This window comes from Acidaminococcales bacterium (genome assembly GCA_031290885.1).
Taxonomy (GTDB): domain Bacteria; phylum Bacillota; class Negativicutes; order Acidaminococcales; family JAISLQ01; genus JAISLQ01.
This window is the reverse complement of the sequence record JAISLQ010000064.1, coordinates 1-25,664: the sequence shown is the minus strand read 5'-3', so window position 1 is coordinate 25,664 and position 25,664 is coordinate 1. Positions and strand designations below refer to the sequence as shown.

The 25,664-nt window shown below is 47.9% G+C and carries 25 protein-coding genes and 5 pseudogenes; 8 read left to right on the top strand and 22 right to left on the bottom strand.

Annotated elements, in window-relative coordinates; genetic code table 11:
- Window positions 1-44 precede the first annotated feature (44 nt).
- From LBO03_07920 to LBO03_07885, 8 genes are all read right to left on the bottom strand, one after another.
- The gene (locus LBO03_07920) at window positions 45-1,223 is read right to left on the bottom strand and encodes a site-specific DNA-methyltransferase (protein ID MDR3349508.1); all 1,179 of its coding nucleotides are present in this window, start codon (window positions 1,221-1,223) and stop codon (window positions 45-47) included.
- A gap of 9 nt (window positions 1,224-1,232) precedes the next feature.
- The gene (locus LBO03_07915) at window positions 1,233-2,015 is read right to left on the bottom strand and encodes a hypothetical protein (GenBank protein ID MDR3349507.1); all 783 of its coding nucleotides are present in this window, start codon (window positions 2,013-2,015) and stop codon (window positions 1,233-1,235) included.
- 352 nt (window positions 2,016-2,367) lie between these two features.
- Window positions 2,368-3,264 carry a hypothetical protein gene (locus tag LBO03_07910; GenBank protein MDR3349506.1) on the bottom strand — a complete coding sequence of 299 codons (897 nt, stop codon included), beginning with the start codon at window positions 3,262-3,264 and terminating at the stop codon, window positions 2,368-2,370.
- Between the two features lie 119 nt (window positions 3,265-3,383).
- Complete coding sequence (gene aroF / locus LBO03_07905; protein MDR3349505.1) at window positions 3,384-4,403, bottom strand: 3-deoxy-7-phosphoheptulonate synthase; 1,020 nt, start codon at window positions 4,401-4,403, stop codon at window positions 3,384-3,386.
- Between the two features lie 118 nt (window positions 4,404-4,521).
- The gene (glpX, locus tag LBO03_07900; GenBank protein ID MDR3349504.1) at window positions 4,522-5,484 is read right to left on the bottom strand and encodes a class II fructose-bisphosphatase; all 963 of its coding nucleotides are present in this window, start codon (window positions 5,482-5,484) and stop codon (window positions 4,522-4,524) included.
- A 16-nt stretch (window positions 5,485-5,500) separates the two neighbouring features.
- Window positions 5,501-6,145: a fructose-6-phosphate aldolase gene (gene fsa, locus LBO03_07895; protein MDR3349503.1), complete on the bottom strand. Its 645-nt coding sequence runs from the start codon at window positions 6,143-6,145 to the stop codon at window positions 5,501-5,503.
- 306 nt (window positions 6,146-6,451) lie between these two features.
- Window positions 6,452-7,237, bottom strand: coding sequence for a phosphocholine cytidylyltransferase family protein (locus tag LBO03_07890; protein ID MDR3349502.1), 786 nt, complete (start codon window positions 7,235-7,237; stop codon window positions 6,452-6,454).
- 2 nt (window positions 7,238-7,239) lie between these two features.
- Complete coding sequence (locus LBO03_07885; protein MDR3349501.1) at window positions 7,240-7,515, bottom strand: gamma-glutamyl-gamma-aminobutyrate hydrolase family protein; 276 nt, start codon at window positions 7,513-7,515, stop codon at window positions 7,240-7,242.
- An 11-nt stretch (window positions 7,516-7,526) separates the two neighbouring features.
- Here LBO03_07885 and LBO03_07880 point away from each other — a divergent pair.
- Window positions 7,527-7,736 (top strand): annotated as a pseudogene (locus LBO03_07880) (transposase).
- Between the two features lie 16 nt (window positions 7,737-7,752).
- Here LBO03_07880 and LBO03_07875 read toward each other — a convergent pair.
- Window positions 7,753-7,941 (bottom strand): annotated as a pseudogene (locus LBO03_07875) (IS5/IS1182 family transposase).
- A 299-nt stretch (window positions 7,942-8,240) separates the two neighbouring features.
- Here LBO03_07875 and LBO03_07870 point away from each other — a divergent pair.
- From LBO03_07870 to LBO03_07855, 4 genes and pseudogenes are all read left to right on the top strand, one after another.
- Window positions 8,241-8,561, top strand: coding sequence for a hypothetical protein (locus LBO03_07870; GenBank protein ID MDR3349500.1), 321 nt, complete (start codon window positions 8,241-8,243; stop codon window positions 8,559-8,561).
- On the top strand, window positions 8,554-9,147 hold the full coding sequence (locus LBO03_07865) for a zeta toxin family protein (GenBank protein ID MDR3349499.1): 594 nt from the start codon (window positions 8,554-8,556) through the stop codon (window positions 9,145-9,147). The genes LBO03_07870 and LBO03_07865 overlap by 8 nt, the downstream gene beginning before the upstream one ends.
- A 222-nt stretch (window positions 9,148-9,369) precedes the next feature.
- A complete protein-coding gene (locus LBO03_07860; protein MDR3349498.1) occupies window positions 9,370-9,720 on the top strand; it encodes a hypothetical protein in 351 nt (116 codons plus the stop codon).
- Window positions 9,721-9,817: 97 nt separating this feature from the next.
- A pseudogene (locus tag LBO03_07855) lies at window positions 9,818-10,640 on the top strand (IS5 family transposase).
- Between the two features lie 39 nt (window positions 10,641-10,679).
- Here LBO03_07855 and LBO03_07850 read toward each other — a convergent pair.
- Complete coding sequence (locus tag LBO03_07850; GenBank protein MDR3349497.1) at window positions 10,680-11,939, bottom strand: radical SAM protein; 1,260 nt, start codon at window positions 11,937-11,939, stop codon at window positions 10,680-10,682.
- Window positions 11,940-12,009: 70 nt separating this feature from the next.
- On the opposite strand from LBO03_07850, the pseudogene LBO03_07845 reads away from it, so the two are divergent.
- Both LBO03_07845 and LBO03_07840 read left to right on the top strand, forming a co-directional pair.
- Window positions 12,010-12,399: pseudogene (locus LBO03_07845) on the top strand (IS5 family transposase).
- Window positions 12,339-12,587: pseudogene (locus LBO03_07840) on the top strand (transposase). The pseudogenes LBO03_07845 and LBO03_07840 overlap by 61 nt, the downstream one beginning before the upstream one ends.
- Before the next feature lie 399 nt (window positions 12,588-12,986).
- Here LBO03_07840 and LBO03_07835 read toward each other — a convergent pair.
- The 12 genes from LBO03_07835 to LBO03_07780 form a co-directional block, all read right to left on the bottom strand.
- Window positions 12,987-13,823: a radical SAM protein gene (locus LBO03_07835; GenBank protein ID MDR3349496.1), complete on the bottom strand. Its 837-nt coding sequence runs from the start codon at window positions 13,821-13,823 to the stop codon at window positions 12,987-12,989.
- Between the two features lie 6 nt (window positions 13,824-13,829).
- The gene (locus LBO03_07830) at window positions 13,830-14,924 is read right to left on the bottom strand and encodes a polysaccharide pyruvyl transferase family protein (GenBank protein ID MDR3349495.1); all 1,095 of its coding nucleotides are present in this window, start codon (window positions 14,922-14,924) and stop codon (window positions 13,830-13,832) included.
- Window positions 14,925-16,187, bottom strand: coding sequence for a glycosyltransferase (locus LBO03_07825; protein MDR3349494.1), 1,263 nt, complete (start codon window positions 16,185-16,187; stop codon window positions 14,925-14,927). It lies immediately after the preceding gene.
- A gap of 20 nt (window positions 16,188-16,207) precedes the next feature.
- Entirely contained in the window at window positions 16,208-17,236 is a 1,029-nt protein-coding gene (locus LBO03_07820; protein ID MDR3349493.1) for a hypothetical protein, read from the bottom strand.
- A complete protein-coding gene (locus LBO03_07815) occupies window positions 17,233-17,877 on the bottom strand; it encodes a hypothetical protein (protein MDR3349492.1) in 645 nt (214 codons plus the stop codon). The genes LBO03_07820 and LBO03_07815 overlap by 4 nt, the downstream gene beginning before the upstream one ends.
- Window positions 17,868-18,968 carry a DUF115 domain-containing protein gene (locus LBO03_07810; protein ID MDR3349491.1) on the bottom strand — a complete coding sequence of 367 codons (1,101 nt, stop codon included), beginning with the start codon at window positions 18,966-18,968 and terminating at the stop codon, window positions 17,868-17,870. The genes LBO03_07815 and LBO03_07810 overlap by 10 nt, the downstream gene beginning before the upstream one ends.
- Window positions 18,969-18,987: 19 nt before the next feature.
- Window positions 18,988-20,184, bottom strand: coding sequence for a hypothetical protein (locus LBO03_07805; GenBank protein ID MDR3349490.1), 1,197 nt, complete (start codon window positions 20,182-20,184; stop codon window positions 18,988-18,990).
- A 243-nt stretch (window positions 20,185-20,427) separates the two neighbouring features.
- Window positions 20,428-20,793, bottom strand: coding sequence for a hypothetical protein (locus tag LBO03_07800; GenBank protein ID MDR3349489.1), 366 nt, complete (start codon window positions 20,791-20,793; stop codon window positions 20,428-20,430).
- Window positions 20,793-22,295 carry an NTP transferase domain-containing protein gene (locus LBO03_07795; protein MDR3349488.1) on the bottom strand — a complete coding sequence of 501 codons (1,503 nt, stop codon included), beginning with the start codon at window positions 22,293-22,295 and terminating at the stop codon, window positions 20,793-20,795. The genes LBO03_07800 and LBO03_07795 overlap by 1 nt, the downstream gene beginning before the upstream one ends.
- 38 nt (window positions 22,296-22,333) lie before the next feature.
- Window positions 22,334-23,656 carry a hypothetical protein gene (locus LBO03_07790; protein MDR3349487.1) on the bottom strand — a complete coding sequence of 441 codons (1,323 nt, stop codon included), beginning with the start codon at window positions 23,654-23,656 and terminating at the stop codon, window positions 22,334-22,336.
- Entirely contained in the window at window positions 23,653-24,138 is a 486-nt protein-coding gene (locus LBO03_07785) for a hypothetical protein (protein ID MDR3349486.1), read from the bottom strand. Before LBO03_07785 ends, LBO03_07790 begins: the two co-directional genes overlap by 4 nt.
- A gap of 70 nt (window positions 24,139-24,208) precedes the next feature.
- The gene (locus LBO03_07780) at window positions 24,209-24,997 is read right to left on the bottom strand and encodes a hypothetical protein (GenBank protein MDR3349485.1); all 789 of its coding nucleotides are present in this window, start codon (window positions 24,995-24,997) and stop codon (window positions 24,209-24,211) included.
- 412 nt (window positions 24,998-25,409) lie between these two features.
- Between LBO03_07780 and LBO03_07775 the strand changes: the two genes are divergently transcribed.
- Window positions 25,410-25,664: hypothetical protein (locus LBO03_07775; GenBank protein ID MDR3349484.1), on the top strand; the 255-nt coding region annotated here is incomplete at its 3' end.

Genomic DNA, 25,664 nt, shown 5'->3' with positions numbered 1-25,664 from the left:
AGTCATTCTATGCGCCGTTTTTAGCCCTACTACGAAAGATTATTTTATTTACCAATGTAGCTATGTATGCTTTCGTGTATATTGTTTTCGTTGTAAGATTTATTCACACATTCTTCTTCAATATAGGAATAATCTGAATTTGAGAGCATATTGGGGGGAATGTTTTTAAATTTATTTATCGTTGCATTTATGGCATGAATTGATTTATCTATTCCTATCCATTTGCGATTTAATTCTTGTGCTGCCGCTAATGTAGTGCCGGACCCGCAGAAAAAGTCCATAATATAACTATTTTGCTTAGATGAAGCTAAAATTATTGTTTTTAACATATCCATATTTTTCTCGGTTGGATATACAGGGTATTGGCAATCTTTAAATTCCCAAATGTCCTGTATTTTTTTTCCCTCCCGTTCATCTGCATAAATAATTTTTCTGTGGTTTCCATTAGCAGACCATTCAATTAGACCGGCCTTGTCAAGTTCTTCAAGTTCTCTTGGATCGCTTCTCCAATGTCTGCCTTTAGGCGGTTTCATACCTTTAAATTCCCGTGATGTAACTCCATCTTTTGTTTCGCCAGGAGCATGTAAAGGGATTGTTGTATAAGCTCTGCCATTTTTGTCTATCTTTTTAAATAATGTTTCTTTATCTTTTGAAGAAAAGGGGATTTTAGGTTCGTTCCATATCAATTTATTGGTTTTTGAGTAAAACAATATCATGTCTTTAATATTGCCGTATGCTTTTCTGGGGAAATTTTTAGGATTGCATTTTATTCTGGCAATATCATTCCGAAAATTCTCTATGCCAAAGACCTCGTCCATTATTATTTTTATATAATGACCTATTTTATAGTCTATATGCAAATAAATAGACCCTTGTTCGGACAATAACTCTTTTGCAATGATCAGTCTTTCTCTGATAAAATTTATAAATGCATACCCTTGTAAAGTATCATTATAAGCTATTTCATCGTCATTACTCATACTAATGGTGCTGACACGATCTTTCCCTATTGTAAAAACCGTATTTGTTGAAAATGGTGGATCAATATAAATTAAATCTATTTTATTTTTGAAATTATAATTCTTTAATAGTGCTTGTAAAACATTTAAATTTTCTCCTTTAATGAGTATGTTTTCATGATTGAAACATCCAGAGAAATTACAAACAGGAGTTGAATTTAAAATATCTTCTTGACTTCTTTTGCCAGGGTAAAACAACTCCATATCTTCATCTCACAATGAATATAAATATTCGCGCAAAAGCAAAGCGCTGAAAATATTATATTCTCTGTATTTCGTAGTAATATCCCGGTACATTTTATTATTTCCTTTTATATATAAGACGCCATCCAGTATTGCTATTTTTTCCGCCTTTACAGACTTAGTTGTTATGGTACTCATCGCGTCAGCAAATTGAGCATTTTGATGACCGCCAAAATCGGTTAAAAATTTTGCCTCGCCAATTATATATCTACCATTAAATCTACCAACAAAATCAAGCCCCTTATCCCGTGTGTAGTTTAGATTTCTGGCACACCATTGTTTCATTTCTGCATCAGAGGCATCTAATACAGCGTTATCATTTCCGTTTTCGAATGTTTGCATATTTACCGGCGTGATGCCTAAACCGCCCTTTGCAAGCCATTTTTTAAAAAGCGGTCCAATTTGTCGATTGGTTTCTTTTGGATATGAACATTTGTCAATTATTTCATCTAAGCCCATTTCATAAAGTCTGCCACATAGGCGATTGATTGTATTTGGGTTTCTTTGTATGGCAGTAGGGTCTCGTTTTAGATATGCTACATATGAATCTTTGATCGGGAAAATGTCCATAGACAATAGATGTGTTATGAGGCTAATATTGTCATGAGCATTAAAACTTTCTTCAACGTGACATTGTTTTTCTTCGTCAATATCTCTAATGCCTTCTGGAATGGCCGGATATACCTTGAACAATTCGTCAAGGTAGTTCTTTTGTGACGCAAATTTTATGCTTAAATCTGTTAAATTGCCCATTTATACCCATCTTCCCACTATATCGTCTATATGTTAAACCGAAATGAATTCTTTTTCGCGGGTTCTTATGGCGAAGTATGTTTGCCCTAAGGTGCTGGCCCGTTTGCGTGGGGTGCCATTTCGCACAATGAGGTAACAGGCGTAGCGAGTCAATATCAGGTCGTCGATTTCTTTGGCAGACACGCCAGCCTCCACTATTTTGTTGACGTCAACAAAATAGCAATCAAGGGCTTGCCTGCTGGGAAAATAGTATTTTCTTTATTTTTTGCCACGTTCTTTGCTACATTATTCCCTCCCCGCACGGCCTTTTGCGTCCGCGCGGCGCATATTGTTTTTGCCCGTTTGCCCCCGGTCAGGCAGACAAATCCACCCATGTGCCGATGTCCGGTTCTTGCTCGCGGGCGCTGGCATCTTTAAAAACGCCGTAGTTTTCTTTGTCTGCGGCTTTTTCATTTTGCGCGGCGGCATTTTTGCCGACCGGGGCGTTTGCAGCAGCGCCGGGGGCGGCTTTGCCCAATTTTGCCGCCGTTTCCTCCCGCAGGTTTTTGCTGAGCGCCTGTCTGGCGGCGGCTTCCTTTGCCGCAGCGGCGGCGGCCACCGCCCGATCCTGCCCTGACGGGTCGGCCGGCGCCAGCGCCGCCCCCCTTACGATCCGCATCTTGGCAATGGTCTTTTGCGGGGTGCTTTCGCCGCTCATGTCAATGGACACTTCCCCGCCGACGATATATTGCTTGCCGTCCGGCCCGGCGGACTTCTCATAGCTTATGCCGCCCGCGTACTGGCCGCCGGCGCTTTTGTGCGCCTGTTCGTGCGCGATGACCTTGTTCTCGGTCTGCCGCATGGCTTGCACTTCGCGCTCAATTTGCCTTTGTTCTTCAGGGCTTTTGCCTCTCCGCCAAGGTTCGCCGGCATTGGCGGACGGGCCTTCCGCCGCGCCCTTTTTGCCTTCGCCGCCCGTCTCGCCTTTATCTGCGGGGTTTTCCGCGCCGGCCGCCTTTTTCTCTTTCGCCTCGGCCGCGCCCGCCGGATTGTTGCCTACTGCGGGCTGTTTGTTTGCTTTTTCCTCCCGGCCGTTTTCCGCGCCCTCCGGCATTTTGCCGCTAAGCGAGAGGATGTAAGCGGGACTTTCCTTGTCCCGGCCGTTTGCCGCGCCCGCCCGGCCTTGCGCTGCCTCGGTTTCCGCCGTGGGCTTTGGCTGATAGCCTGCCGGTATTTTACTGTAACTTATCGGGTCGTTGTTGACAAACATCCGCGCCTTACCTCACTTCGTGAAATTAAGAAAAATATTTTATTTAATGAAGGGCCGGCGGCAGGAACCGCGACGGACCGGCCGCCTTTTCGCAACCGAACCGCCGGCTCCGCCTCTTTTTACAGCTGCAAACGGCGCGGGCTTGCCTCGGCGATAGTCTTCAGGGAGCGCATAAGCGCGGCAAACCGCTCCGGCTTGATTGATTGCGCGCCATCGCATTTGGCCCGCAACGGATCGTTGTGGACTTCAACCATTATGCCGTCGGCACCGACCGCGACGCCGGCCCGGCTCAAGGCGTCCACCATCCACCAGAGTCCGGCCGCGTGGCTTGGGTCAACGATAACCGGCAAATGGCTGAGCTTTTTTACCGCCAGGACGGCGCTAAGGTCAAGCGTATTGCGCGTATACGTTTCAAACGTCCTGATGCCGCGCTCGCAAAGCACCACGCCTTCGCTGCCCGCCGCCATGACGTGTTCGGCCGACATCAGCCATTCTTCAATGGTCGCGCTCAAGCCGCGTTTTAAAAGCACGGGCTTTTGCGTCTGCCCCACCGCCCTTAAAAGGTCGAAATTCTGCATGTTGCGGGCGCCGATCTGTATTATGTCAACGTCTGCGACAAACCTGTCCAGCCTGTCCGTTGACATTATCTCGGAAACTATCGGCAGGCCGGTTTGCGCTTTGGCAATCTTCAAAAGATCCAGCCCTTCTTCTTTCATGCCTTGAAAACTATAAGGCGAAGTGCGCGGCTTGAACGCCCCGCCGCGCAGGAAATTGGCCCCCGCCGCCTTGACGGCCTGCGCGATGCCTACGATCTGCTCCTCGCTTTCCACCGAGCAAGGGCCGGCGATGACCGCCAATTTGTCGCCGCCGATCGACTGCCCAAGCGCCCGGACGACCGTGTCCTCCGGATGGAAAGCCCGGTTGGCTTTTTTGTAAGGTTCCTGCACCGGCAGGACTTTCTCGACAAATTCAAAAGCGGCCAGGCGCTCCCTGTCTATGTTATGGGTGTCGCCCACCACGCCTATGATGTTTTGAAATTCGCCGTAAGTTATGGAAGCGCTGCAATTGGCCTCTTCCAGTTCCTTTATGAGGATGGCGATCTGCTCTTTGTCCGTCCCCTGCGCCAAAACAATTACCATGTCCTGAAAATCCTCCTAATGCGGTTCCTTTCCCCACTAAAACAGCCAGAAAAATTAAAGCCGCCGATCTCGTTATTATTCTAACATAGCGGCGGCTTGTTCGCAAACAACCGTTAGATCAAAGTTTGATATTTTTCGGGTGCCCGCCGATAGAGTGGATGGCGTCCACAAAACGCACCGTGCCGGACGAAAGGCGCATGGAAATCGAGTGGGTGCGCACGCCGTCGCCAAAATACTGCACCCCGCGCAACATTTCGCCCTCCGTTATGGCGGTGGCGGTAAAGAACACCTCATTGCCTTTTACCAAGTCGTCGATCGTAAACACCTTGTCTATGTCGGTTATGCCCATCATGGCGGCGCGTTCTTTGTCCGCCTCGTTTTCCGGCCAAAGCCGGCCCTGCATGTCGCCGCCCAAGCATTTCATGGCCGCCGCGGCAATGACGCCCTCCGGCGCGCCCCCCACGCCAATGAGCATGTGGACGCCGCTGCCTTCAATGCCGGCGCTGATGATCGGCGACACGTCGCCGTCGGAAATGAGCTTGATCCTGGCGCCCGCTTCCCGCGTATCGCCGATGATCTTTTTGTGGCGTTCGCGGTCAAGTATGACCACCACCAGATCCTCTATCTTTCTGTCCATCGCCTGCGCCACCTTGCGCAGATTTTCCCGCACGGGGGCGTTTATGTCTATGCAGCCCTTGCCGCGCGCCCCTACCGCTATTTTTTCCATGTACATGTCGGGCGCGTGCAGCAACATGCCTTTGGGTGCCACCGCCATGACCGCGATGGAACCCGGCAGCCCCTTGGCCACAAGATTTGTCCCTTCCAGCGGGTCTACCGCTATGTCGACCGACGGCCCGCCCGCCCCCACTTTTTCCCCAATGTAAAGCATGGGCGCCTCGTCCATTTCGCCCTCGCCGATGACCACCGTGCCGGAAATGTTTATAGCGTCAAACGCCTTGCGCATCGCGTCCACCGCCGCCTGGTCCGCCGCTATTTTGTCGCCGCGCCCCATCAGCCGGCCGCTGGCAATCGCCGCCGCCTCGGTTACGCGGATAAATTCCATAGTTAATTCGCGCTTCATTCGGTCCCCTCTTTCCTTATTTTTTTGCCCGCTCCCAATCGGCCGTGAATTTTTCTATCCCGCTGCGCGTCAGCGGATGCCCGATCATGTCCATCAGCACCTTGTAAGGAATGGTGGCGATGTGCGCGCCCGCCAGGGCCGCCTGCGAAACATGCAGCGGATGCCGGACGCTGGCGGCGATGATGCGCGCCGGCAGGCTGTGCAAAGCAAACAGGCGGGCGATCTCTCCAACCAGTCCTATGCCGTCGTGATCAATGTCGTCAAGGCGCCCGACAAAGGGGCTGACATAAGACGCGCCGGCTTTGGCCGCCAAAAGCGCCTGGTTCACGCTGAAAATCAGCGTAAGGTTTGTCTTGACGCCGTCTTTGGCCAATTGCGACGCCGCTTTCAGCCCTTCCGCCGTCATGGGGATTTTTACCGCCACATTGTCCGCTATGCGCGAAAGCTCCCTGCCTTCCGCCACCATGCCGGCCGCGTCGGAAGACAGCACCTCGGCGCTCACCGGCCCTGGGTTGATCGCGGTTATCTCCCTTATAACCGCCGCCATAGCGCGGCCTTCTTTCGCTACCAAGGAAGGGTTTGTCGTTACGCCCGCAATTACCCCCAAAGAAGTAGCTTCGCGTATCTCGCCGATATTTGCCGTATCAAGGAAAAGATCCAAACCTTCGCCCCCTTTGTTTTAAAATCCGCCTTTGCCCGGCGCAAACCGAACAGCGCAATGAAGCCGAAAACATAAAAACAATTTTTGGCCTGCGCCTCCGCGCCCGTTGCCGCCTGCTTAGCCTTTTCAAAACCCTTCGCCGCCAAAAACAAAAATCCTGCCCGGCGCAGGAGAAAAATTAACCGAAATTTGGAACTGTCCCGGTATTTTCCCAATAAGGATCCCTAACAATCCGTTACGGCGCTATGCCGAACTTTTTGCCGCCCCTGGAGGGGAGCGGCAAAGTGCCCAATAGACTGGAGTTGGTCAAAATTCATAATTGTCTTCCCCGATAACGCTGTTCATTGCCCATTCACAGGCGTTTTCATAATCTTCATTAGTGTCAAATTCAAGCCATCCGTTATTAAAACGCACAGCTTTTATTGGAAACCCATCTTTTATCAGCGCATTAAGCAAATCGGTCATATACGCCTGCCTAATAGGTTTGCCTGACTGCTGCCACGGCGCATCCTGAAATTTGCCGCAATCGCGTTCCCACACCCGCACAATTTGCCGCAATGCGGATTGGGAAAATTTAAGCAGCCCTATGTATCGCGCGTCAATTTCATGCAAGTTCGGATTTTCAAGCCCGATGGACAATATATCATTGCTTGAACCGATAGAGAGGCTTTCCGTATCAAAATCAATTTTGCCATAGCGCTTTAACCAGTACGCTTTCCAATTGTCATCAACGGCAACAGCAAAATCGCAATCTGAAATTGCTATTTTGCATAGCATATGGCGCGTGAACAATATATCCGAATAGCTTACGATTAAGTCGTCATTAAATTCTGATTGCGCCGCCATAAGCGACTCTACCATATTAGTGCTGTTGAAATCTTTATTCAAAAAGTATTTTACTTTGCCATAGTTGATTTTTTCTGCGGCATAGCCGCAGACTATTGTCACATCGTCAATGCCGATGCTTTTATAGAGTTCAATTTGGCGTTCTATGAGAGTTTTTCCGCAAAATTGCAGCATGCCTTTAGGCAAGTTTTCTGTATGCTTTTTTAGACGCGTCCCCCGCCCGGCAGCCAAAATGACGGCTTTCAAAGTTAGCTCTCCGAACTTTCTGGCGAGAATACTTTCGTCACAAAATCCTTGTCCGATTGCCGAAACGGGTTTTCTCTTTCGGGGTGCCACATTATACCGTATATCGGTTTTGAAACATGCCTGAACGACTCCACGACCCCATCGTCGGACTGCGCCATAGCCATCAGTTGCGGCGGCAGTTCAGCGAACCCGTATTGATGATAACTGTTTGCTTCCTGCGCGAAGTTCCCGGCAAGTTTATGGCGCGCGCCTAAAGGGCTGGCAAAGATCCACTCCAATTGCGTCCTGCCCAAAGAAGCGTTTCAAACTAAGCCCTTTGAGCAAGGCAGACAAGCTCCGCAACCACGACATTTCAAGCCGGCGTGTACTCAACGAGCATGTGATTGGCTTTGTCAAGCGGTTCAGAATCATTGCTGAACGTTACCGTAACCGCAGGAAACGCTTTGCTCTCCGCTTCAGCTTGATTTGTGGGCTGTGTAATTTTGATAGAGCCGTTTAGGTTGCGCAGGAAGCCTAATGATTTCCCTGCTAACCTTGTTTGCGATCAGTTGCGTTTTGATGGTGTGTCGCTTTTTCTTGCCCGAATACCATTGCCGCTGTTTTTTAGGGCGTTCTACCGGGCTTTCGGTCACGTCTACAAGGATGGCCTCAATTTCGCTGTCCTCAAGCAGGGCTTTCTTGCCCGGCAACCTAAACTTTCCGCTATTGCCTCATGAAAGCGGCGCGGGCGATAGACAGCATGTTAAACAAAAAAGGGGGGCAATTGAAATGTGCGAAAACTGCTGCTTCAAATACTGGAAAGATAGGGGATGGTTCTCCCAATGCGAAAGTTGCCCTAAAAACGAAGACGGCGACGAACAGGAAAATGTAGCGTAGAAACGGAGAATATGGTAATATTATAGCAAAGGAGATAGTAATTATGGCACAAACAAACTCTCTAAAAAGAATAGAACAAAACCAATTGCGCCGCCGGACAAAAATAAAAAGGAGGCGTGCGAACAGCATGGCCGTCAAAAAATTGGACGCCCGGAGCGTCCATATAGCAAGATGTCCGGAAGAACACCCCAAAACCGTCTATTCCGAAGAAGTCGCGGCTAAACTTGCCGAAATACAAAGAAGAACGGCAGAACGATTCAAGGGGCGCTATACGGCAGAAGATCGAATAATATGCGAGAAAATTGCCGATTCCATAGACAGGGCGATGGAAAACTTTACAATCACGCCCTACGAAGAAGTCATGGCAAGGCTTACAGAAATGCAACGAAAAACTACAGAGCGGTTTGAGTGCGAAACTGCTGGAAAAGTAGTTGAAAAACATGGATAAGGACAAAGAACTCTATCTATTTGCCGGGCCTAATGGTTCCGGCAAATCTACTCTTGTGCGGCAATTTGAGAAAAACGGAGAGTGTCCAGAAACGTATATTTGCCCCGATATGATCGTACAGCCTGACAAACGCGATGACATTGGTGCTTATTTAGCGGCAATGGACAAAGCTGAAAAACAAAGAACAAACGAAGTCGAGCATGGCCGTCCTTTTGCTTTTGAATCGGTAATGTCCAATAACGGAAAACTGGAATTTTTGAAATATGCCAAGGCAAAAGGCTATAAGATTACTGTTGTTTACGTAACGACGACATCGCCGGAGATCAACGCCGAGCGCGTCAAAATCCGTGTCGGGAAAGGCGGGCATGACGTTCCCAAAGACAAAATATTTGACAGGTACTACAAATCTCTCGCAAACCTGCCAAAAGCATACGAACTCGCCGATGTCTTTTATTTGTACGATAATTCCGGCTATGCACCGGTACTTGTTCTAAAACGATCCGACGATAAAACCTATTTTAACCCCACTTATTTATCGTCAGACTGGGCAAACGAATACGTAATAGGCCCGCTCGCGCTGCTCTAACAAAAAACGCAAAACCGCGAGGGAATAGCTATGCAATCGGGAAAGGCATTTAACTTACGAATAAACAAAACAACCTAATCAGCCGCAGCCTTAACAAGCTGCGGTTTTTTTATGCCCAAAACCAACCTTCCGATTACCGCCCCAGCGAAGCAGCGGTCTAAGCCGCCAATGAGAAATAAAACAGCGCAGGGGCAAAACTGTATTTTCAAGGAGAGATGGCAAATGTCGAAAAACGGCAAGTGCATCAAAATCATTGGCAAAGATATTGCCCTTGAATACTTAATGCCAAAAAAATGGTTCGGTGGCATAAGAATGTTCAGCCTGCCAACCGCCCTCGTATTTGAAAAAAGCGGAGAAATTCCTCTTGTTGCACAGGATGGCTTTGTCTACAAATATGACGAAGAGCGCACGGGATGGAAACATGTCCTTACCGAAAATCCGTATGTCGAACTTATTAAATCCGCACGGGAAAGACTGTCGCAAGCCTACGAAAATATGGCGCAAAAGACGCTATACTGCGCGATATTAAAATTCAGCACAACTGCTATGGGCGCAAGCAGATCAGCGAATTAAAAGTTGTAAAACCGGCGACCGGCTTATTATGTCGGGACACAATAAGACTTCTCCAATAATTAAAGAAATTTCTTAAAAAACCGATAAATAAGGTGTGATGAATAAATATGATGCATCGCAAAAGCTAACGGAAGAACAATTCAAGCGGATAATCGGAGCGAGGAAAGCAACATTTGCAGAAATGTTAAGCGTATTGCGCAAGGGATACGCCGACAAACACAAAAGGCGGGGAAGGCACAGTATGCTGCCTGTTGAATTACAATTGATGATGGCGCTTGAATACCTGCGCCAATACGCCACGTTTGCGGAACTGGGGTTTAGCTATGGCGTTTGCGAGAGCACGGCGCAGAATTATGTCGCGTGGGTGGAAGAGATGCTGACAAAGGGCGGGAAGTTTAGGTTGCCGGGCAAGAAAGCCCTGCTTGGGACGGCGAAATTGAGGCCATCCTTGTCGACGCGACCGAAAGCCCGGCAGAACGCCCCAAAAAAAACAGCGGCAATGGTATTCGGGCAAGAAAAAGCAACACACCATCAAAACGCAACTGATTGTAAACAAGGATAGCAGGGAAATCATTTGCACGGCACACGCAGAGGGTTCCTGCCATGACTTCAGGCTTTACGGGGAAAGTGTAGGGAGGCAATAAGCGGGGGCATAAAAGCACAGTGCTACAGCGGGTACCAAGGCATCCTTAGGCTTCACGGGAACAGCGAGACCCAGAAGAAGAAACCAAAAGGCGGCGAACTCACTCCTGAAGAAAAAGCCGATAACCGGCGCATCTCATGTGAGCGGATTCTCATAGAAAACATCAGCGCCAAAATCAAGGCGTTCAAAATTATGGCCAACAAAATACAGAAACCGCCGCAACCGTTTCCAGCTTAGAATGTCCTTGATTTGCGGCATTTACAATTTTGAATTGCCGGATCAATTCCTTGAGAGACATAATATCGGCCATTGCCGGTCACTCACTTTGCAAAGCCTTTTCCAAAACTTGCCTGTCAGATATGTTATAAAAGAACTCGCTCAGAAGAAGCACACGAACATTAAGTCGTTTCGCCTCTTTTATAAACAACAAGCTCGAATCCAATTCGCTTTGGGACAGCTTCCTATCTGCGAACACATCCTTTGAAAGCATTGCATCGGTGTTAAGTCTTGCGCACAAGCCAATAAATCCCAATATGTCTTCCTTGTTGTCGTTAATACCTCGCAACATAATATACTTGAGTTGCAACGCTCCGTGAACAACTGCGTATTTTTCAAGATTTCCGATTACCTTGTACCAACCGTCTACCGCTTTCACTTTAGCGAAGGTTTGTTTTGTTCCCGCATCTAAGGATACACACACAGTCGTAATGATTCCTTCTTGCATCAATTCGGTTATTTTTTCTTTGTAAATATAACCGTTTGTCAGCAGTCGAGTTGCCCAATGCTTTTCTTTGATGAATTCGAGAACTTCATCACACCAAGAAGAAACCGTAATTTCACCTGCAGACAGCGACAAGGCAATGGCGGGATTTGCGTTTTCAACTGCCTTGTGTATTTTCCTTGTTAATTCCAATGGTGTTTCCAACCCGTCTTTTGTTTTATGAAACGCCTCTTCAACTCCGCAATAAACACATCTGAAATTGCAAACCGTTTTGTCAAGGTAGCTGTTTATTCCTATACGGTCAATTTTGGGGTTCTGCAAAAATATGCCGTCAACCAAATTGGGGCATTTATCGCAAGGGGTCGGGCGATCGTTGCGCAAATCATTAATTCTGTTGCCAATAAATTTTTGAGCGTTGATTATATCTTGTTCGATGGTCTCGGCGCGCTTCAAAAATTCACGGTCAACATAACAGCAGGTACAAATTCTATCTCCAGTATATGCAAGAAAAGACGCTGGGGCACCGCCTAACCACGAACAACCTTTGCGCCGTTCGTAGGGGCCGGGGTATTTTATCCTATATGACGGGATGCCCCATGCAAGCAAAAAATCTGTAACGGGCAACAGATTATTTGGGTCAACAGTAACATACAATGTATAGTCAGGATAACGGTTAATCGCCTCAGCCAAAGGAACCACCTGTAACATTGTATCACCATCGGCACACACAAAATAAGAATGATGCTTTTGTGTGTCAGCATCGGCAAAACACACAGGTTTTAGGCCTTGTGCGATCCACTGAGTGTAATTCGCGCGAGCGAACCCACCTGCACCATAAAAAATAATTTCTTTCATACTATTTTATCTCCTATATAGTGTCGTCAATAGCCATGCAACTATGATATAATATAAGCAATTAAAGAGATTGCGAGGCGAGAAAAATGCAAGCAGCGTATCGTCGGCCGATATAAGCGATGAAGCTCGGGATGTACTGGAGCCGAATCTGCCCGGGCGCAAAGGCACTTGGAGCGGCAACGCGAGAGACGACCGGCAGTTCATAAACGGAGTGTTCTGGATATTGAGGACTGGGGCGCCGTGGATGGACTTGCCGCCGGAATACGGCAATTGGAAGAACACGCACAGAAGGTTCTGCCGGTGGCGGGACAAAGGGGTTTGGGAACATGTTTTGGAAAAGCTTATAAACGAACCGGATTTCGAATGGCTTATGATTGACGCAAGCCACATCAAAGCGCACCCACACGCGGCGGGAGCCGTTGGCGGCAACCAGGATATGGGAAGGACAAAAGGGGGCTCAATTCCAAACTGCATCTGGCCGTGGATGCGCATGGCATGCCAATCAGAGCATTTGTTGCGGCAGGTCCCGTTGCTGATTGCAAATATGGCGGCAAACTGATTGAAGGCATTGAGGCCGAAGCGCTGCTGGCCGATCGTGGCTATGACACAAACGCAATAGTGGAGGCGGCACAAAAGGCGGGAATGTAAGTAGTAATCCCGCCGAAGAAGAGCCGGAGGGTGAAGCGGGATTACGACGCATATCTTTACAGGTTGCGCCACTTGGTGGGGAATGCGTTCCTCGCGCTGGCGTGGCATTGCCACGCGCTATGCAAAAAACACGGCTTCCTTTTTGGCGGCAGTTCAAGTGCGCTGCATTGCAATATGGTCTTCTATCTATTGACGACACTATCTATGAACTATCAATAAATAAATTGGACAGATGGCGTAGTATTTTTGCTACCTGTCAAGAAAGCAAAGCCCACCGCGCAACAATGCTGCGCAAGGATTTTGCCGGCACGGACAAGCGGCAAAAGACCGGTAAGATGTCCAGTTTATTTGCGGACAGTTCATCAGGGCGCCATCAACGACCATCATAAACATTTTTAATCATTTAAGTTGCTCCGCAACCGCGACTTTTTCGCAATTATCATACTGACCATAACAATATTTGCATATGTCATAGGTCTGACGATTGAACATATAATCATAAAGCTCTTGCTTCAACTCAGAGGTCGATAACATCCTAATATCAACAAAGTCTGACAGGTTCTCATACAGGGCATATGCGTTTTGTCCGCAAGCGAAAAACTTACCGTCGATAATTTTAGGCTTCCTCGTAAATGCCGTGCAACGCTTAACAACTTCAATAAGCTCGCTTTCCGAAAACCCGGTTTCGTGTCTGGGGTCTCCAGGGTTTAACCAGTATCTATCTTTCGGAAAAACGACATATTCAAGACCGAATTCTGCTGCCTTTGACACAAATGCATCAATTTTGACATTTTGAAGATTATAGTTGCTTATCATTAGTGTTTTCGGCAAATTTATCTTGCTGTATGCGTTCAAGGCGGCGTCTGACGGAATAACGGTAGCATTGGTAAACACGGCTACGCTGGCACAGTTTTCGATATTCGTCATCTGCGAAAACAAGTCAAAGAATTCGGCAATATGTGGATTTACAAAAACTTCTCCTCCCTGAATGTTAGCTTGCTTTGTCTTGCAGACAGAAAGCAGCTTGTCAAAATCATCAACAGTAACTTTTGAATCGAAATTTTTTCTGCGGGCATATTGATTGCCCGCAGCACAATGCCTGCATTTCAGTGGGCAAGTAAAGTTAGGTATGACCAATATCTGTTCAAATGTTATTTCACCGCCACAATTTTTCAGATAATGATTTCTGCCATTGAATATTGATGCCGCCAATATTCCTTTTTTGTCAATCTTCAAAAATAATCACCCCCGCATTGCTTTAGCGTCTTTGATGAGACGATTTTTGGCATCCACTATATTTTTTAGCTGCAAAATTTTATTTTCCAGAAGCTCAATCAAAAGGAGTTGGCGTTGGTCGGTTGTATAGGGACACCTGTTCGCTATATTCCCATCTTCGCAATTTCTGATAAACTCGGAACACTTGGCAGAAAGATTATTGCGAAACAAGAGATACCCTGCAGGATTGTCCGGAGGATTTACAAAGTCGAAATCCACAGTGCCTTCGAGAAAATTTTCATAACTGCTATGATGGACAAATGGCAGGAAGTCAGCACAACGCATACCCATATCATTTATGCCCTCGCCATTGTTTGGCAATGCAAGCAGAACGGAAGTCTTCTGCGATAGACAAGGCAATGCGGCATGCAGGCGACTCGTTACCACGCAGTGGGCATTGCAGTAAAACTGCACAAGACTTCGCGCTATTTCGAACCGTTGGGATATGGACAGATTGTTCCTCTGTTCACAAGTTACAGCGCGTTGAAACTCTGGCTCCCAATCTCTTATATAATGAGAATTTTCTTCATTCAACATCAGTGCAATATGAGTCATTTTCTTAATTTCAAACCGCCCTTTTACTGCTTTTCTGACATAGTCAATAACATAATCTGGAACATCGACGCAACAAATGTAATCGCCTTCCTTTTTGTTCAATTCCGGCAACGTCAATGTTATACAGCCACTGAAGTATGCCTCTATATCCATTTCGCGCAGACGGTTTGCTTGTTCTTGCGAACGCACTCCAATTGGTTCGTGCGCTTTTAAGTAGTTGCGAACAAAGTCCTTTTTAATAAATTCCCACATAGTTGAACGGAAATATGACGACACAAACAATGGGTTCACATTAATCGGGGGAGCAAACGCGTACTCGTGATTATACGGTTCGACAAATGCCGCAATAATTGTCGCCACCTCTTCGCCATTTGCCGACTTGAACTTGTAGGCCGCTATATTGTCGATTAGATAATCAATATGGGGGTAAAACAGCGACTGCGCGTAGGCCCATATATCGTCTCCGATATTATGGGTGTTCTTGAAGTACCACAGACCATATTTCATCTATCTTCCTCCCGCGCTAAATTTTTTTGCTTTTGAAAAACGAAGTGACATATATTGCTCAAACAAATCAACAAAACATCTTTCACGCTCGGTTTGTCCCATAAACGGCATAACTTCATTAACTGAGGCAATAACTTTGTTTTCAAGCAATTGTACTGCTATTTCAAGAATGCATCGGCTTGCAATAAACAAACGATAGTCGGATTTTTTAGAAAGCCCCCTTAATTCTTCAGGCGAAATGACTCTAACACCATTTACCATTTGGCCTTGCCTTTTACGGTCATTGTCGCAGAAAAACATTTTCAGCCCGGCAAACTTGAACAAATTTGTTAGCTCAATACCAAATGCCGAAACTCCGAAGAAAACGAGGTTTCTAAGCATTTCCGACTTCTCCTCCAAAATTATTGAGTAAAGCGCTTCTTTCTGATAACGCAAATATCTTTCAATCATAACTTGCATTAGTTTGAATCCGCATTGACATTTCTCTTGCGCTGTGAGGATTTCATCGCTCAAACTATCTAATTTGTGCAATCGATAAAGATAAGTGTTAGTAAAATCACGCAACACTTTGGTTGAATAATCCAGTCCGTGCCTAATGCTCCCTGGCCTGTCAACCCGGACACAATACAAATCAATTGGTAAGTAGTAAGCACTTTTTATTCGGGCTGCCATCGGGATAGCTTGAAATGTTGATTCGCAAGCTTGGTTGTTATAATAGTACACATCATAATCCTCATAAATACTTCTTCTGCGCAAACTTTGGAAAGAGTTGCCGCTGAGAATGCCATAGTGATAACCTCGTAAAATCTCATTGTGTTCCAAATGTCGAAGCGCAAACTCTGACTTGCCATTGGAGTAATCAAACTTCAAATTCTGTTTTTCAGTTTTGCCATAAAACATTTTGGCGTCAAAAAAAACAACTTCCGCATCGTTATTCGCGGCAATGTTATATGTGATTTTTAACAAATCTTCGTGAACAATATCGTCGCCGTCAATTAGGCACGTATACAAACCGGAGGCCTGTTTGATTCCGGTGTTTCGCGCTCCAACCAAATTGCCCTCGTTGATTTCGCGGATAATTAGCCGCACTCTCGGATTATCTGCATATTGCTTGCAGACTTGCAAAGTGTTGTCCTGTGAAACATCATACACAATAACTATTTCATAGTCGGTGAAAGTTTGGTTCAGTAAACTGTCAAGGCAATCTTCTAAATACGCGCCTACATTCCAAACAGGGACGACAAAGCTAACCTTTGGTGCCATTGGTTTACCTCGCCACATTTTTAACAAAAGGACTTACCTTTTTTATTCAAGAATTCTTCATATATTTCTTCCACATAAGGCCTACGGCATTTTGTACGCATTTCTTTTGGTATCATCTTGAGGTACTCCGCGAATTCGTTGATGCTAACATCGTGTGACTCCAAGAGGAATGCCGCATAGTTAGGATGACACTCGTTGTTCGCGGTTAGGAAGTAATACGGGGAATATCCCCAAGTATGTTCCTTTTGAATTGGAACTATATGCTCGTTTATCAACCTAAGAAGTTTAGGCACATTGTATTTGTTGTTGAAATTTGCGTTATAGTAATCCGCAATCAGTTCTGTTTGCAAATTACCGGCACCGCGCCCCATCCCAAGCAACGAACAATCTACGACAAGTTTCCTTTGTGTCTGATATTCAAACACGTCAACGGCGACAGGCAAGGCAAGCAGCTTATTTTGGTGTGAGTGGACCCCGATTGCCGTTGCGTCCGGCACGATATTGTCAATTACTCGATAATACTGCCTGAAATCCGGCGGTGCCATATACCCAAAACTATCCACTATAGAAATTGCATATGGTTCAAGTTGCGCTATCCTGTCGCACAGGGACGAATATTCGTCGAGTGTATAGTCAATCGTTACCATCGGTTGGACAAACAACTTATAGCCGCATTTTCTTATTTTCCCGGCATATCTCATTGCCTCGTCTACCTGATGCTTGTAAAACACAATCCGTATACCATCAACAGACTGCGCGGAATGAGGTGTAATATCATCAATTCCGAACTGGTCAATGTCAATCATCGCCAGCATTGTCGAACTTTGCCTGTTTTGCGGTATATAGTCGGCAATTCGCTCTATGCAATCCCAATGTGTTGAGTTGCCGCAGTATCGCTTGGTTTTATTCAGATAACCTACCTCGATGAAATCGAGCCGTGAGTTAACCAAAGTACTAATGATGTCGCGAATGGCCCGTTCAGTAAACTCCCCATTGGTAATGTAGCTGCCATCGCGGAGTGTGCAGTCCAATAAATTACGTCTGCTCATTTCGCGCCTCCTAATAATAACTCCGCGAATTGAAAGTCCTCAGAAGTATTTATGTCAATCGCTTCGCGCTTGCTGACCTCAGCGATATAGGGCTTGAGCCCTACGCGCCTGCGATAAATTTCAAATACAGCCTTATCGAACACATATACGCCGGAAGTTTCACGGTAAACGACGGGCAAATCCTGGCTTTGGGGTATGTTCTCCGGATTGAAATTCAGAGCCACGCCATCTTTCCACAGAAAATCCTGAATCCGTTCAGCGCAAAAAGCCGAATCATATTCGCCGCTAAGTACAGCATCAATTTCCGCATTGACCGTTTCTGGCTTAACAAAAGGCGCCGTAGCGTGTGCGTATATATATACATCCGAAGGAACAGCTTTTGAAAATGAATCGAAAATTTGTGTGAAGTTGGCAGTCGGCAGGTCGAGCTCCGCAGGCCTGAGCAGGAAGCTGACTCCATCCGGCAGATATTCGCATATTGACTCATCGCTGCAATAAACATACCTTTCGTCTATTGTGCCAACGCTCAGCAACATATTCAAGCAATAAGCAATCAGCGGCTTTCCGCCGAGCAAGCGAGTATTCTTGCCAAGCAAGCGCTCATTGCGAAGTTTTATTGGCACTATTGAAGTTATTCGCATTTTTCAACCTCAAACAAATTATCAAAATTCACTCGTTCAAATGCTTCAAGTTTTCCGCCACGCGTGGCGTTATAAATCTTTATTCCGTGGGAATCGGCATATTCTCTTGCCGTGCCGTAAGCCGCGTTTATGACATCAATTTGAGGCATATATATGTCGGTTGGGCGATAATTACTGTCAAAATGCAGCCAGTCATAGTTGTGACGGATTATTTCACCATTCAATTTGACAACAGGCGTCATTGTGTTGTCAGCTCCAAGTAGATATATTTCGCTAAAGCCCATGTATGCCGCAAATTGAATACAAGTATATATTACAGATTCCCCTGAACGAATCAGGGCAATATCTTCGCTAAATCCCGGTTTGCTGTCCAGCCTCCATCGGTGACTGCTGTCAAGTTGAAAATAAAAGTAATCTGAGTTTGTTAGTTTGAACTCGTCTAACTCTAAAACAGCAGGAAGTGAAAAAAACTTGTCGCAATGAATCTCTCTGCATATTTCATCTTGTATACTTTCAAACAATAGGTCTTCTTGGCAGATATAGTAGGTAGGTCGCCAGTCAGTTTTATCAAAAATCAAAAATATCTTATTTACGGCAAATGTTATTTCATTTTTCAGCATATTCAGGTCATTTACTGACAAACTCGAACCATTCGCAATAACAAAGCATCGTTTGTCTTTGTGCTTGTCTTTGAATTGCATTGACATTGAATACGCAAATTTCATAAGCAAATTGAACGCCCAATCTACAGGAAATACTGAATTCAACTCACGCATGCCAATTCTCATTAATTGTTTTAATATATCTAAGTTTGCCTTATGTGAATCTACAGCTATAAGAACAACCGAACTACAGGGGTCAATTGCAGAAATATTATAAACCCTTTTGCCATGGAATTCCGTTCCCTGCTTATCAAAATCGTTATCAATAAAGCCATCGATATATTCGTAAATATCTGCTTTGACCAGTCTGGCAAACATCCTGCTAATTCTCTCACAGTTATTTCCCGTGCCCCAAATGTACAACTTCGCGCCCTCGGCAATTTTGGGCGTCATTTTACCAAGCTCGGCTTTGAAATTAAATCGCTTCACTAAGCACACATCCCTTTTGTCACAAACTCCCCGTTTTCTGCTGTGTTGAGACATATTCGTCTAACGTCCTGTTGCTGCGCGCCCACGGAAGTGAGTGTCTGCGTTTTATATCGCAATAGTTGCAAAACGGAACGCGATGCGTGACGAACTCCGCGATTTCCTCGTAACTTTGGGCTTTATAAATGTCAATGCTGTTATTATCGCTCAGATCCAAATGCTGCTCAAACGCCTCGTTGAAATAATTGGCATACGGAATAATCGAACAAGTATAAAGACGCCCGTTTCTCAGCGTCATCGTTTCATTAAAATGATAACAAGAAATATACTGCCATTTGTCAACGCCACCGCTGAGATCAAAGGGATGTTTCGTTGAGCGTTTTGTTTTGCCGCGCACTCTGTCCGCGACATCTCCGAATACTTGTAGCTTTACCTCGTACTCTTTTGCTTTTTGCTCGATAGCCGTTACGTTGAGATTAATGGGATACTCCGTCAACTGCAACGTGACATCATTGTCTTTGCAACATTGCCAAAAGTTACCACTCTCGTATTTCTCGGACTTCATCAGCAATAGACCATTAGTGAAGAAGTATATGACAGTTTTGGGAAACAGCGAACGTGTCAATTCGACAAATCTGTTCACGTCCTTATTGAGCAACGGTTCGCCGCCTTGCAATTTCATACTGCCAATGTTATGCTCGCTTAACTGCGCAAGCCGTTCCATATCGCGCTTGAATACATTGAAGTCAAGAAAACGAGGTTCTTTGACTAACTGTGAAAAGTGGTCGCAACATTGGCAGTTCAAATTGCAGTGGTCGGCGAGATTCACCTCGATCTCCATACGTTCTCGCGGACGTGGCGTTAGTTTATATGCGATTTTATCCTTGTTAAACTCACTCATTATGAAATAATCGGCAAACCTACGCTCACGTAAACGTGGTATCACGTCGTTGAAATGGCGGTCGCTTAGACCGACAATAATTCCGGCATCGGTCAGGTCAACCGTTTCTAATGTATGCTTGGGCATTTGCCTATAACAAAGCGCGCAGCCATCTTGGGATGTCGTAAGGTATCCTTCAACTTTAACGTCGCAAATATCTAAAAATTTCAGAAGGAACTCTTGATTGCTTGCACAACCATATATGAACAATCGTTTGTACCTTTCGGCAAAAACAATCATGTCCTCGACTTCATAAAGATGAGGTTGGTCAAATAACATTTTTTAGTCCTCTTGCATACGAATGCGGTTGTTCGTGCTTCATTTTTTTGTCGGCATATTCGCCTGACTTTAACCCCATAGAAAAGAGACTGTGTCGAACATTAAGCGGCAGTTGGCTGATATTTTGCAGGGAGCGGACGATTGGGGAATCACCGTCTCGCGATATTTTCTGCGTTATGCCGGACTTTATAATTATTCGACTTAACTACTATACAAAGATATGGGCACTGATGTTGCCGCTTGTTACAGTTTTTCGTTTATGGCAAATGCAAAGGCAAAGTCCGCGTCCCTGTCCTTGTTCATGGCGTAAGCGGTGGCGAGGCCGCTTGGCTTCCTGTCGTTGACGAGGATCCTCTCGCCGCAAGGCAGGCCGCAGACCATGCCGTCGCAGCGCAGGCCGTTTCGCCGCAGGAAGTCTTCTATGGCGGCCCTGTGCTCTTCGCCCCTGGAGGTCAGGACGATTACTTTGTCTTCGGGGCCCATCCGGCCGAAGAACTCCTTCACGCCGGGCAAAAGGGCGTCGCCGCCCGCCTTGTGGCCGTTGTGCCTTACGATGGTGCCGTCCGCGTCCAGCAGCCAGGTCTTGGGCAGGGGGGACATCTCCAGCATCAGAGCATCTCCTCCGCCTGAATAAGCCCGTTGTAGAAAGCGCCGCAAATGGAGTCGTAGTCCTCCCAGGCGTAGGTGGTGAGGGACAGCCAGATGGCCGCGTGCAGGGCGCGGATTTTCCCCTTGCCGGCGGACGTTTGGTCAAAGAAGTATTCTTCCATGTCTTCCCAGTTGTTGGGCTTTATGAAGAACTCCACTTCTTCCCTTCCAATGTCGAGGGTGAATTTTTTCATGTTGAACTGGTCGTAGTTGCCTTTGAGGGAATAATAGAGCTTTGCCCAGTCGTAGTCGGCGTCGCCGAAGAACTTGCTTTTGCCGAAGTAGCCCCTGGGGTCGATCAGGACGGTTTTCATGTCGTAGGTGTCGAACATGACGTTGGAGAAGGTGCAGTCGCCGTGGATGAGGCGAAATTCTTCCGGCGCCAGCTTGCCCAGCGCGCCGGCGAAATTTTCCCTGCCGAAGAAGACGTTTTTGTAGTACCGGCCGTTTATGCGCACGAATTCCCGGTCGGCGAAGGGAACGAGTTTTTCCACTTTGCCGATTCGCTCGAAGGTCTTGGCCACGTAGCACTCTTCGACGTCCGCCGCGCTGGCCGGCCGGGGCGCCGTGAAGCCGTGCAGTTTTTTCAGCGCGCCGATGATGTTGGAGAGGACGGTTTTTTTCTGGCTTCGGGTCAGACAGTCGTATTCCCAGATGTTCTTGCCCTGCACGCGCTTCATTGTCAGGGGATCGTATTCGTAGATTTCCGGGACAAACTGGTAGCCGAGGCCTTTCACGTATTTGTACCATGCCGCCTCGTCTTGGGCTATGGCCTTGCCCTGCTCCGTGACGGCGCGCTTGGTGACGGTATCCCCGTCGAACTCTATGGAGTTGAAGGGGCGGCAGCGGCGCCCGGCGGCGTTGTTGTCGGCGTAGGAGAGCGCGGTGCCCACTTCGCGGCAGCCACGCAGTTCAAGGCGCCGGAAGGGGATGCCGCTTCCTTGCAGCCAGGATACAAAGGCTCCTTCTTCCGGCAGCCCGGCCAAGCTTTTTTTGCTTTCAAAAACAAAGACGCCCGCCACGCCGTTTTCTTTGGACGGCGTCTCCGAGAACTGTCCCCCCTCGTAGGACCAGCGGCATTCAAAGCCGCAGGAGATGCCTATGTAGTTGCCCCCCTGGCATTCTTCCGGGTTAAAATCTTCCGAGAGGATCAAGTCGCACCATAAAAGCATGAAGCGCTCGTCGTCGCCGAAATCCAGCACGGCTTCCCGTATGCCCGCCGCCGTGCCCTTTTTCCGCGCGCGGACGATCCTGTAGCGGTACTGGGACGCGAAGGCGGCGAGGTATTTTTCCAGCACGTCCATTTTGTAGTCCGCTATGACGGTGAATTCCGCTGCGGGGAACTGCCGGAAGGCGTAAAAGAGTATGGGCAGGTTGCTGACCGGCACGAGGCATTTGGGTTTGTTCCTGGTGAGCTGTTCCAGCCTGGAGCCGCGCCCGCCGGCCTGTACGACTATTTTCATCGGGGCATCCTTTCCTATTCGTTCGCGCCGCCGGCCGGCTACAAGCCCAGCTGCCGGCGAACTGCCGTGATGTCGCCCCGCAGGGCTTGCCCGTCCAGGACGATTTCTTCTGCGCCTTCGCCCATGCCCATCGCGCGGAGGCTGAAAGCGTCGAAGATGTGCCCCCTGTTGTCCATCCACCTCTGCGGCATGTAAAAGACGGTCTTCCTGCATTTCGCCTGGGAGAGCACGTCGCAGATGCCGCTCCTGTTCATGACGGCCCAGCCCGCGTACTCAACTACGGCCTTCGCCTCCCTGACGGGGAAGGAAAGCGGCTTTGTGCCCGGCAGGGCCACTTCTTCGTTCGTCGTGTTGCTGAAGAGCCCGTAGCCTTTTTCTTTCAGGCAGGCTATCAGGCTGAGCCAGAAAAGATGCGGTATGTTGTCCACGCTGCCGGCGTAGGGGAAGAAGATGGCGGACTTGCCTTTGGCCACGCCGCGTTCCGCCATAAGGCGCTCTATGTACTCAGGGTCGCTCTTTGGCCTAAAGGCCGCTTTGGGCCCACGCCGGGGGAAGGTGAAAATGGCCTGTTCGTAGATGTCCCTCATGTTGAGTTGTTTGAAGCCCAGGCCCACGGCGAAGTTATTGGCATAGTCATAGGAGAGGCAGATGGTTTCTATGCCCGGCTCCTGCAGGAAGCGCGCGAGCGCCACAAGGTAGAGCCGGGCCTGTTTGCCGAGGACGGCCACGTTTTTTATGTCAAAGGCGAGCGCTATGTCTCTGCCTGCCTCATGGGGCACGACGAGCGCGTATTTTTCGGTGCCGCTTGACTTCGCGTGGCGCCCTAAGTGCGCGCAGGCCAGGTAGACGTCCCCCAAGCCGGGGTAGCCGCAGACATAGACTTTGCCTTCTTTGCCGAGGCCGTATTTCGCGGTGAGCCACCTGACGAGGAGCTTGGCCCTTAGCATGTGGAAACAGTTTTTCAGGAAAAACCAAAGGCTGTCGTCATTACCGCCGGCCGTAGCGAAGTAATAGAATTTGTCCAGCCGGAAGAAGCAGTTCTTGTCAAAGCCGAGCTTTTCCAGCTGGGCCAGCATTGCTTTGTGGTATCTCGACACGGTGATGGCCGCGCAGCCTTTGGCGCCGCCGGCAAATATTTCTTCCGGTTTGTAGACTTTCAGCCCGCCGCAGGTTTGGCCGGCCAACCGTTTGGAGTTGTTGAGGATGCCAAAGACCGGCAGCCCTTTCTGCGCCAAAAAGGCGCTCGAAACTGCGGCGTCGTCCGTTCTGCCAAAAAAGAATATCTTTTTGTTTTTAAAAGCACCCGCCCGTATAAGCGTTTCCAGTTTTTTCCTGGCGTCGGCGAAGTCTTGCGTGTTCACGGCCCGTTCCCGCCGTTTCCTGTTCCCGTATCGTGCGGCAGCCTAAAGACAAAGGCTTGGTACAGGTCAAAGCGGGAAAGGCCTTTGTAGCCCAAGAGGCGGCCTGCCTTGCGGCCGGCGGGCTTGTCCAGCGAGGCGACGATGAAGTTGCCTTCGAAATGGTAAAAGGAATATAGCTTCAAGAGGCTTTCGCATGCCTCCCGTCCGATCGCAACGCGGCCCTTTTGCGGGAAAGGGAAGCTTTCCGCCAAGATTTTGAACTCTTCCCGGCAAAAAATCAGCAAAATTTCTCCGGACAGTTCCTCGAATTGGTAGAAACTCTTCACCAAGCCCAAGGCGAGCGCGGTTTCCTCTTCTGAATCCGAAGGAAAGAGCATGGCCCAGTCCCAGTCGGTGAGCTTATATTCTTTTTTCAGTCCCAGCCACAGCTGCCTGCCCCGGTAGGCCTGCCAAAACGCCTTGGCAATATTCATTATAACCATCCGCTAAGTCTCGTTCTGATGCTCGTAAACAATGCAACCGAGGGAAACGCCGCCGCCCTTGCCCTTTTGCTCAAACGGGCGGCAATGCCGCCAATACGGTTTTGAACAATTTATGCCAATAGTCGCAGGAAAATCCGGGAACGCTGGGATGTTCTATCGCCCAAAAGGTCGTGCGCAGGTACGCGTCATAAACCCAAGTGTTTAGGTCCGCTGCGCGTTTTAAGGGTATTTGCCCCACATTTTCCGGCGTGGTCAATTTGTCCGGCCAGCGGCAGATATCGCTTTTATGGTTCTCCGAAGGCAGCCAACCATCCGTTCCGTTTGACGTAAGTTTGCTGATGCCCCAAGCTATGACCAAATCCGGCTTCAGGACATCCAGAACCTCGCCCAAGGCATGGCACGAATCCTCCACAAGCGTGGGCGTAATATACTGTTTGTCTCTGCTGCTGTCGCCGACAGCTTTCTGAAAAAAGTTCATGAAAGCCAATTCTTGAAATATTGGAATGTGGGGATCGCACTTTCCCGTGACTACGGCGCCCGCCTTGGCGAAAGTCGTGTTCTGGCCGGCCGCCATGCAGTCTTTGACCAAAGCGATATTGCGGTCGGAGAATTTGTTTACTGTATCTGCGTCAAAGCCGCCGCCCGCATAAACGCTTTCGCCCAGCATAAGGATTCTGTGCTTGCTGCCCCAGCTGTACACTTTGGCAAAGTCAGTATTTGAGCCATAGCCGGGCCAATCAATATTCCTTTGCACTATTTGGCAATACTCCCCGCCTACCCAAGGAATGAAGTTCACTTTGTTCGTTTGGTTCGTTTGGTTCGTTTGGTTCGTTTGATTCGTTTGGTTCGTTTGGTTCATTTGCCCTTCTCCTCCTTTGTGTTTTTGCGTGCCCGGCAAGCCATGTTCCAAGGCGCAATTTTTATTTGCGCCACTTGTGCCCAAACCCGTTTGCGGGAAAAGTCAACAAAAGTTAAATATTGTTTACCGGAGCCTAAGTTGACAGGCCGCGCACAGGCGGGAAAGAGCCATTTCCATTTTTGCCGCGTTATAGATCAAATAAAAGAACGGGCGCGGGAAACCCCGCGCCGCCGGGCAAAGAAAAACCGCCGGGTCAACAGTTTTTAACTTCTGTTGACCCGGCGGTTGTGCTAAAATGAACATTGTTTGCAGCGCGCGAAAAACTGACGCATTGTAAATATTGACATTCATAATGTTAACAATATTTTTCTTTTAAGTCAATAATTTTTTTTGGGGAAAGGGGCGGTTTGGCATGTCGGCGGTAACCGATCCTGTCAGGAAAAAAAGCGACATTAAAAAAATGGCCGCCTACTGGCGGCAAAAAGGCGCCTTGCGCAACTGCCTTTTGCTCGTCATGGGCGTGCACAGCGCCTTGCGGATAAGCGACCTGCTCTCGTTGACCTGGGAAGATGCCTATGACTTCGCGAAAGGCAGTTGCCGCGCGCGCATCGAGCTTACGGAGAGGAAAACCGGCAAAAGGAAACGTTTTCCCCTGCACCGGGAGGCG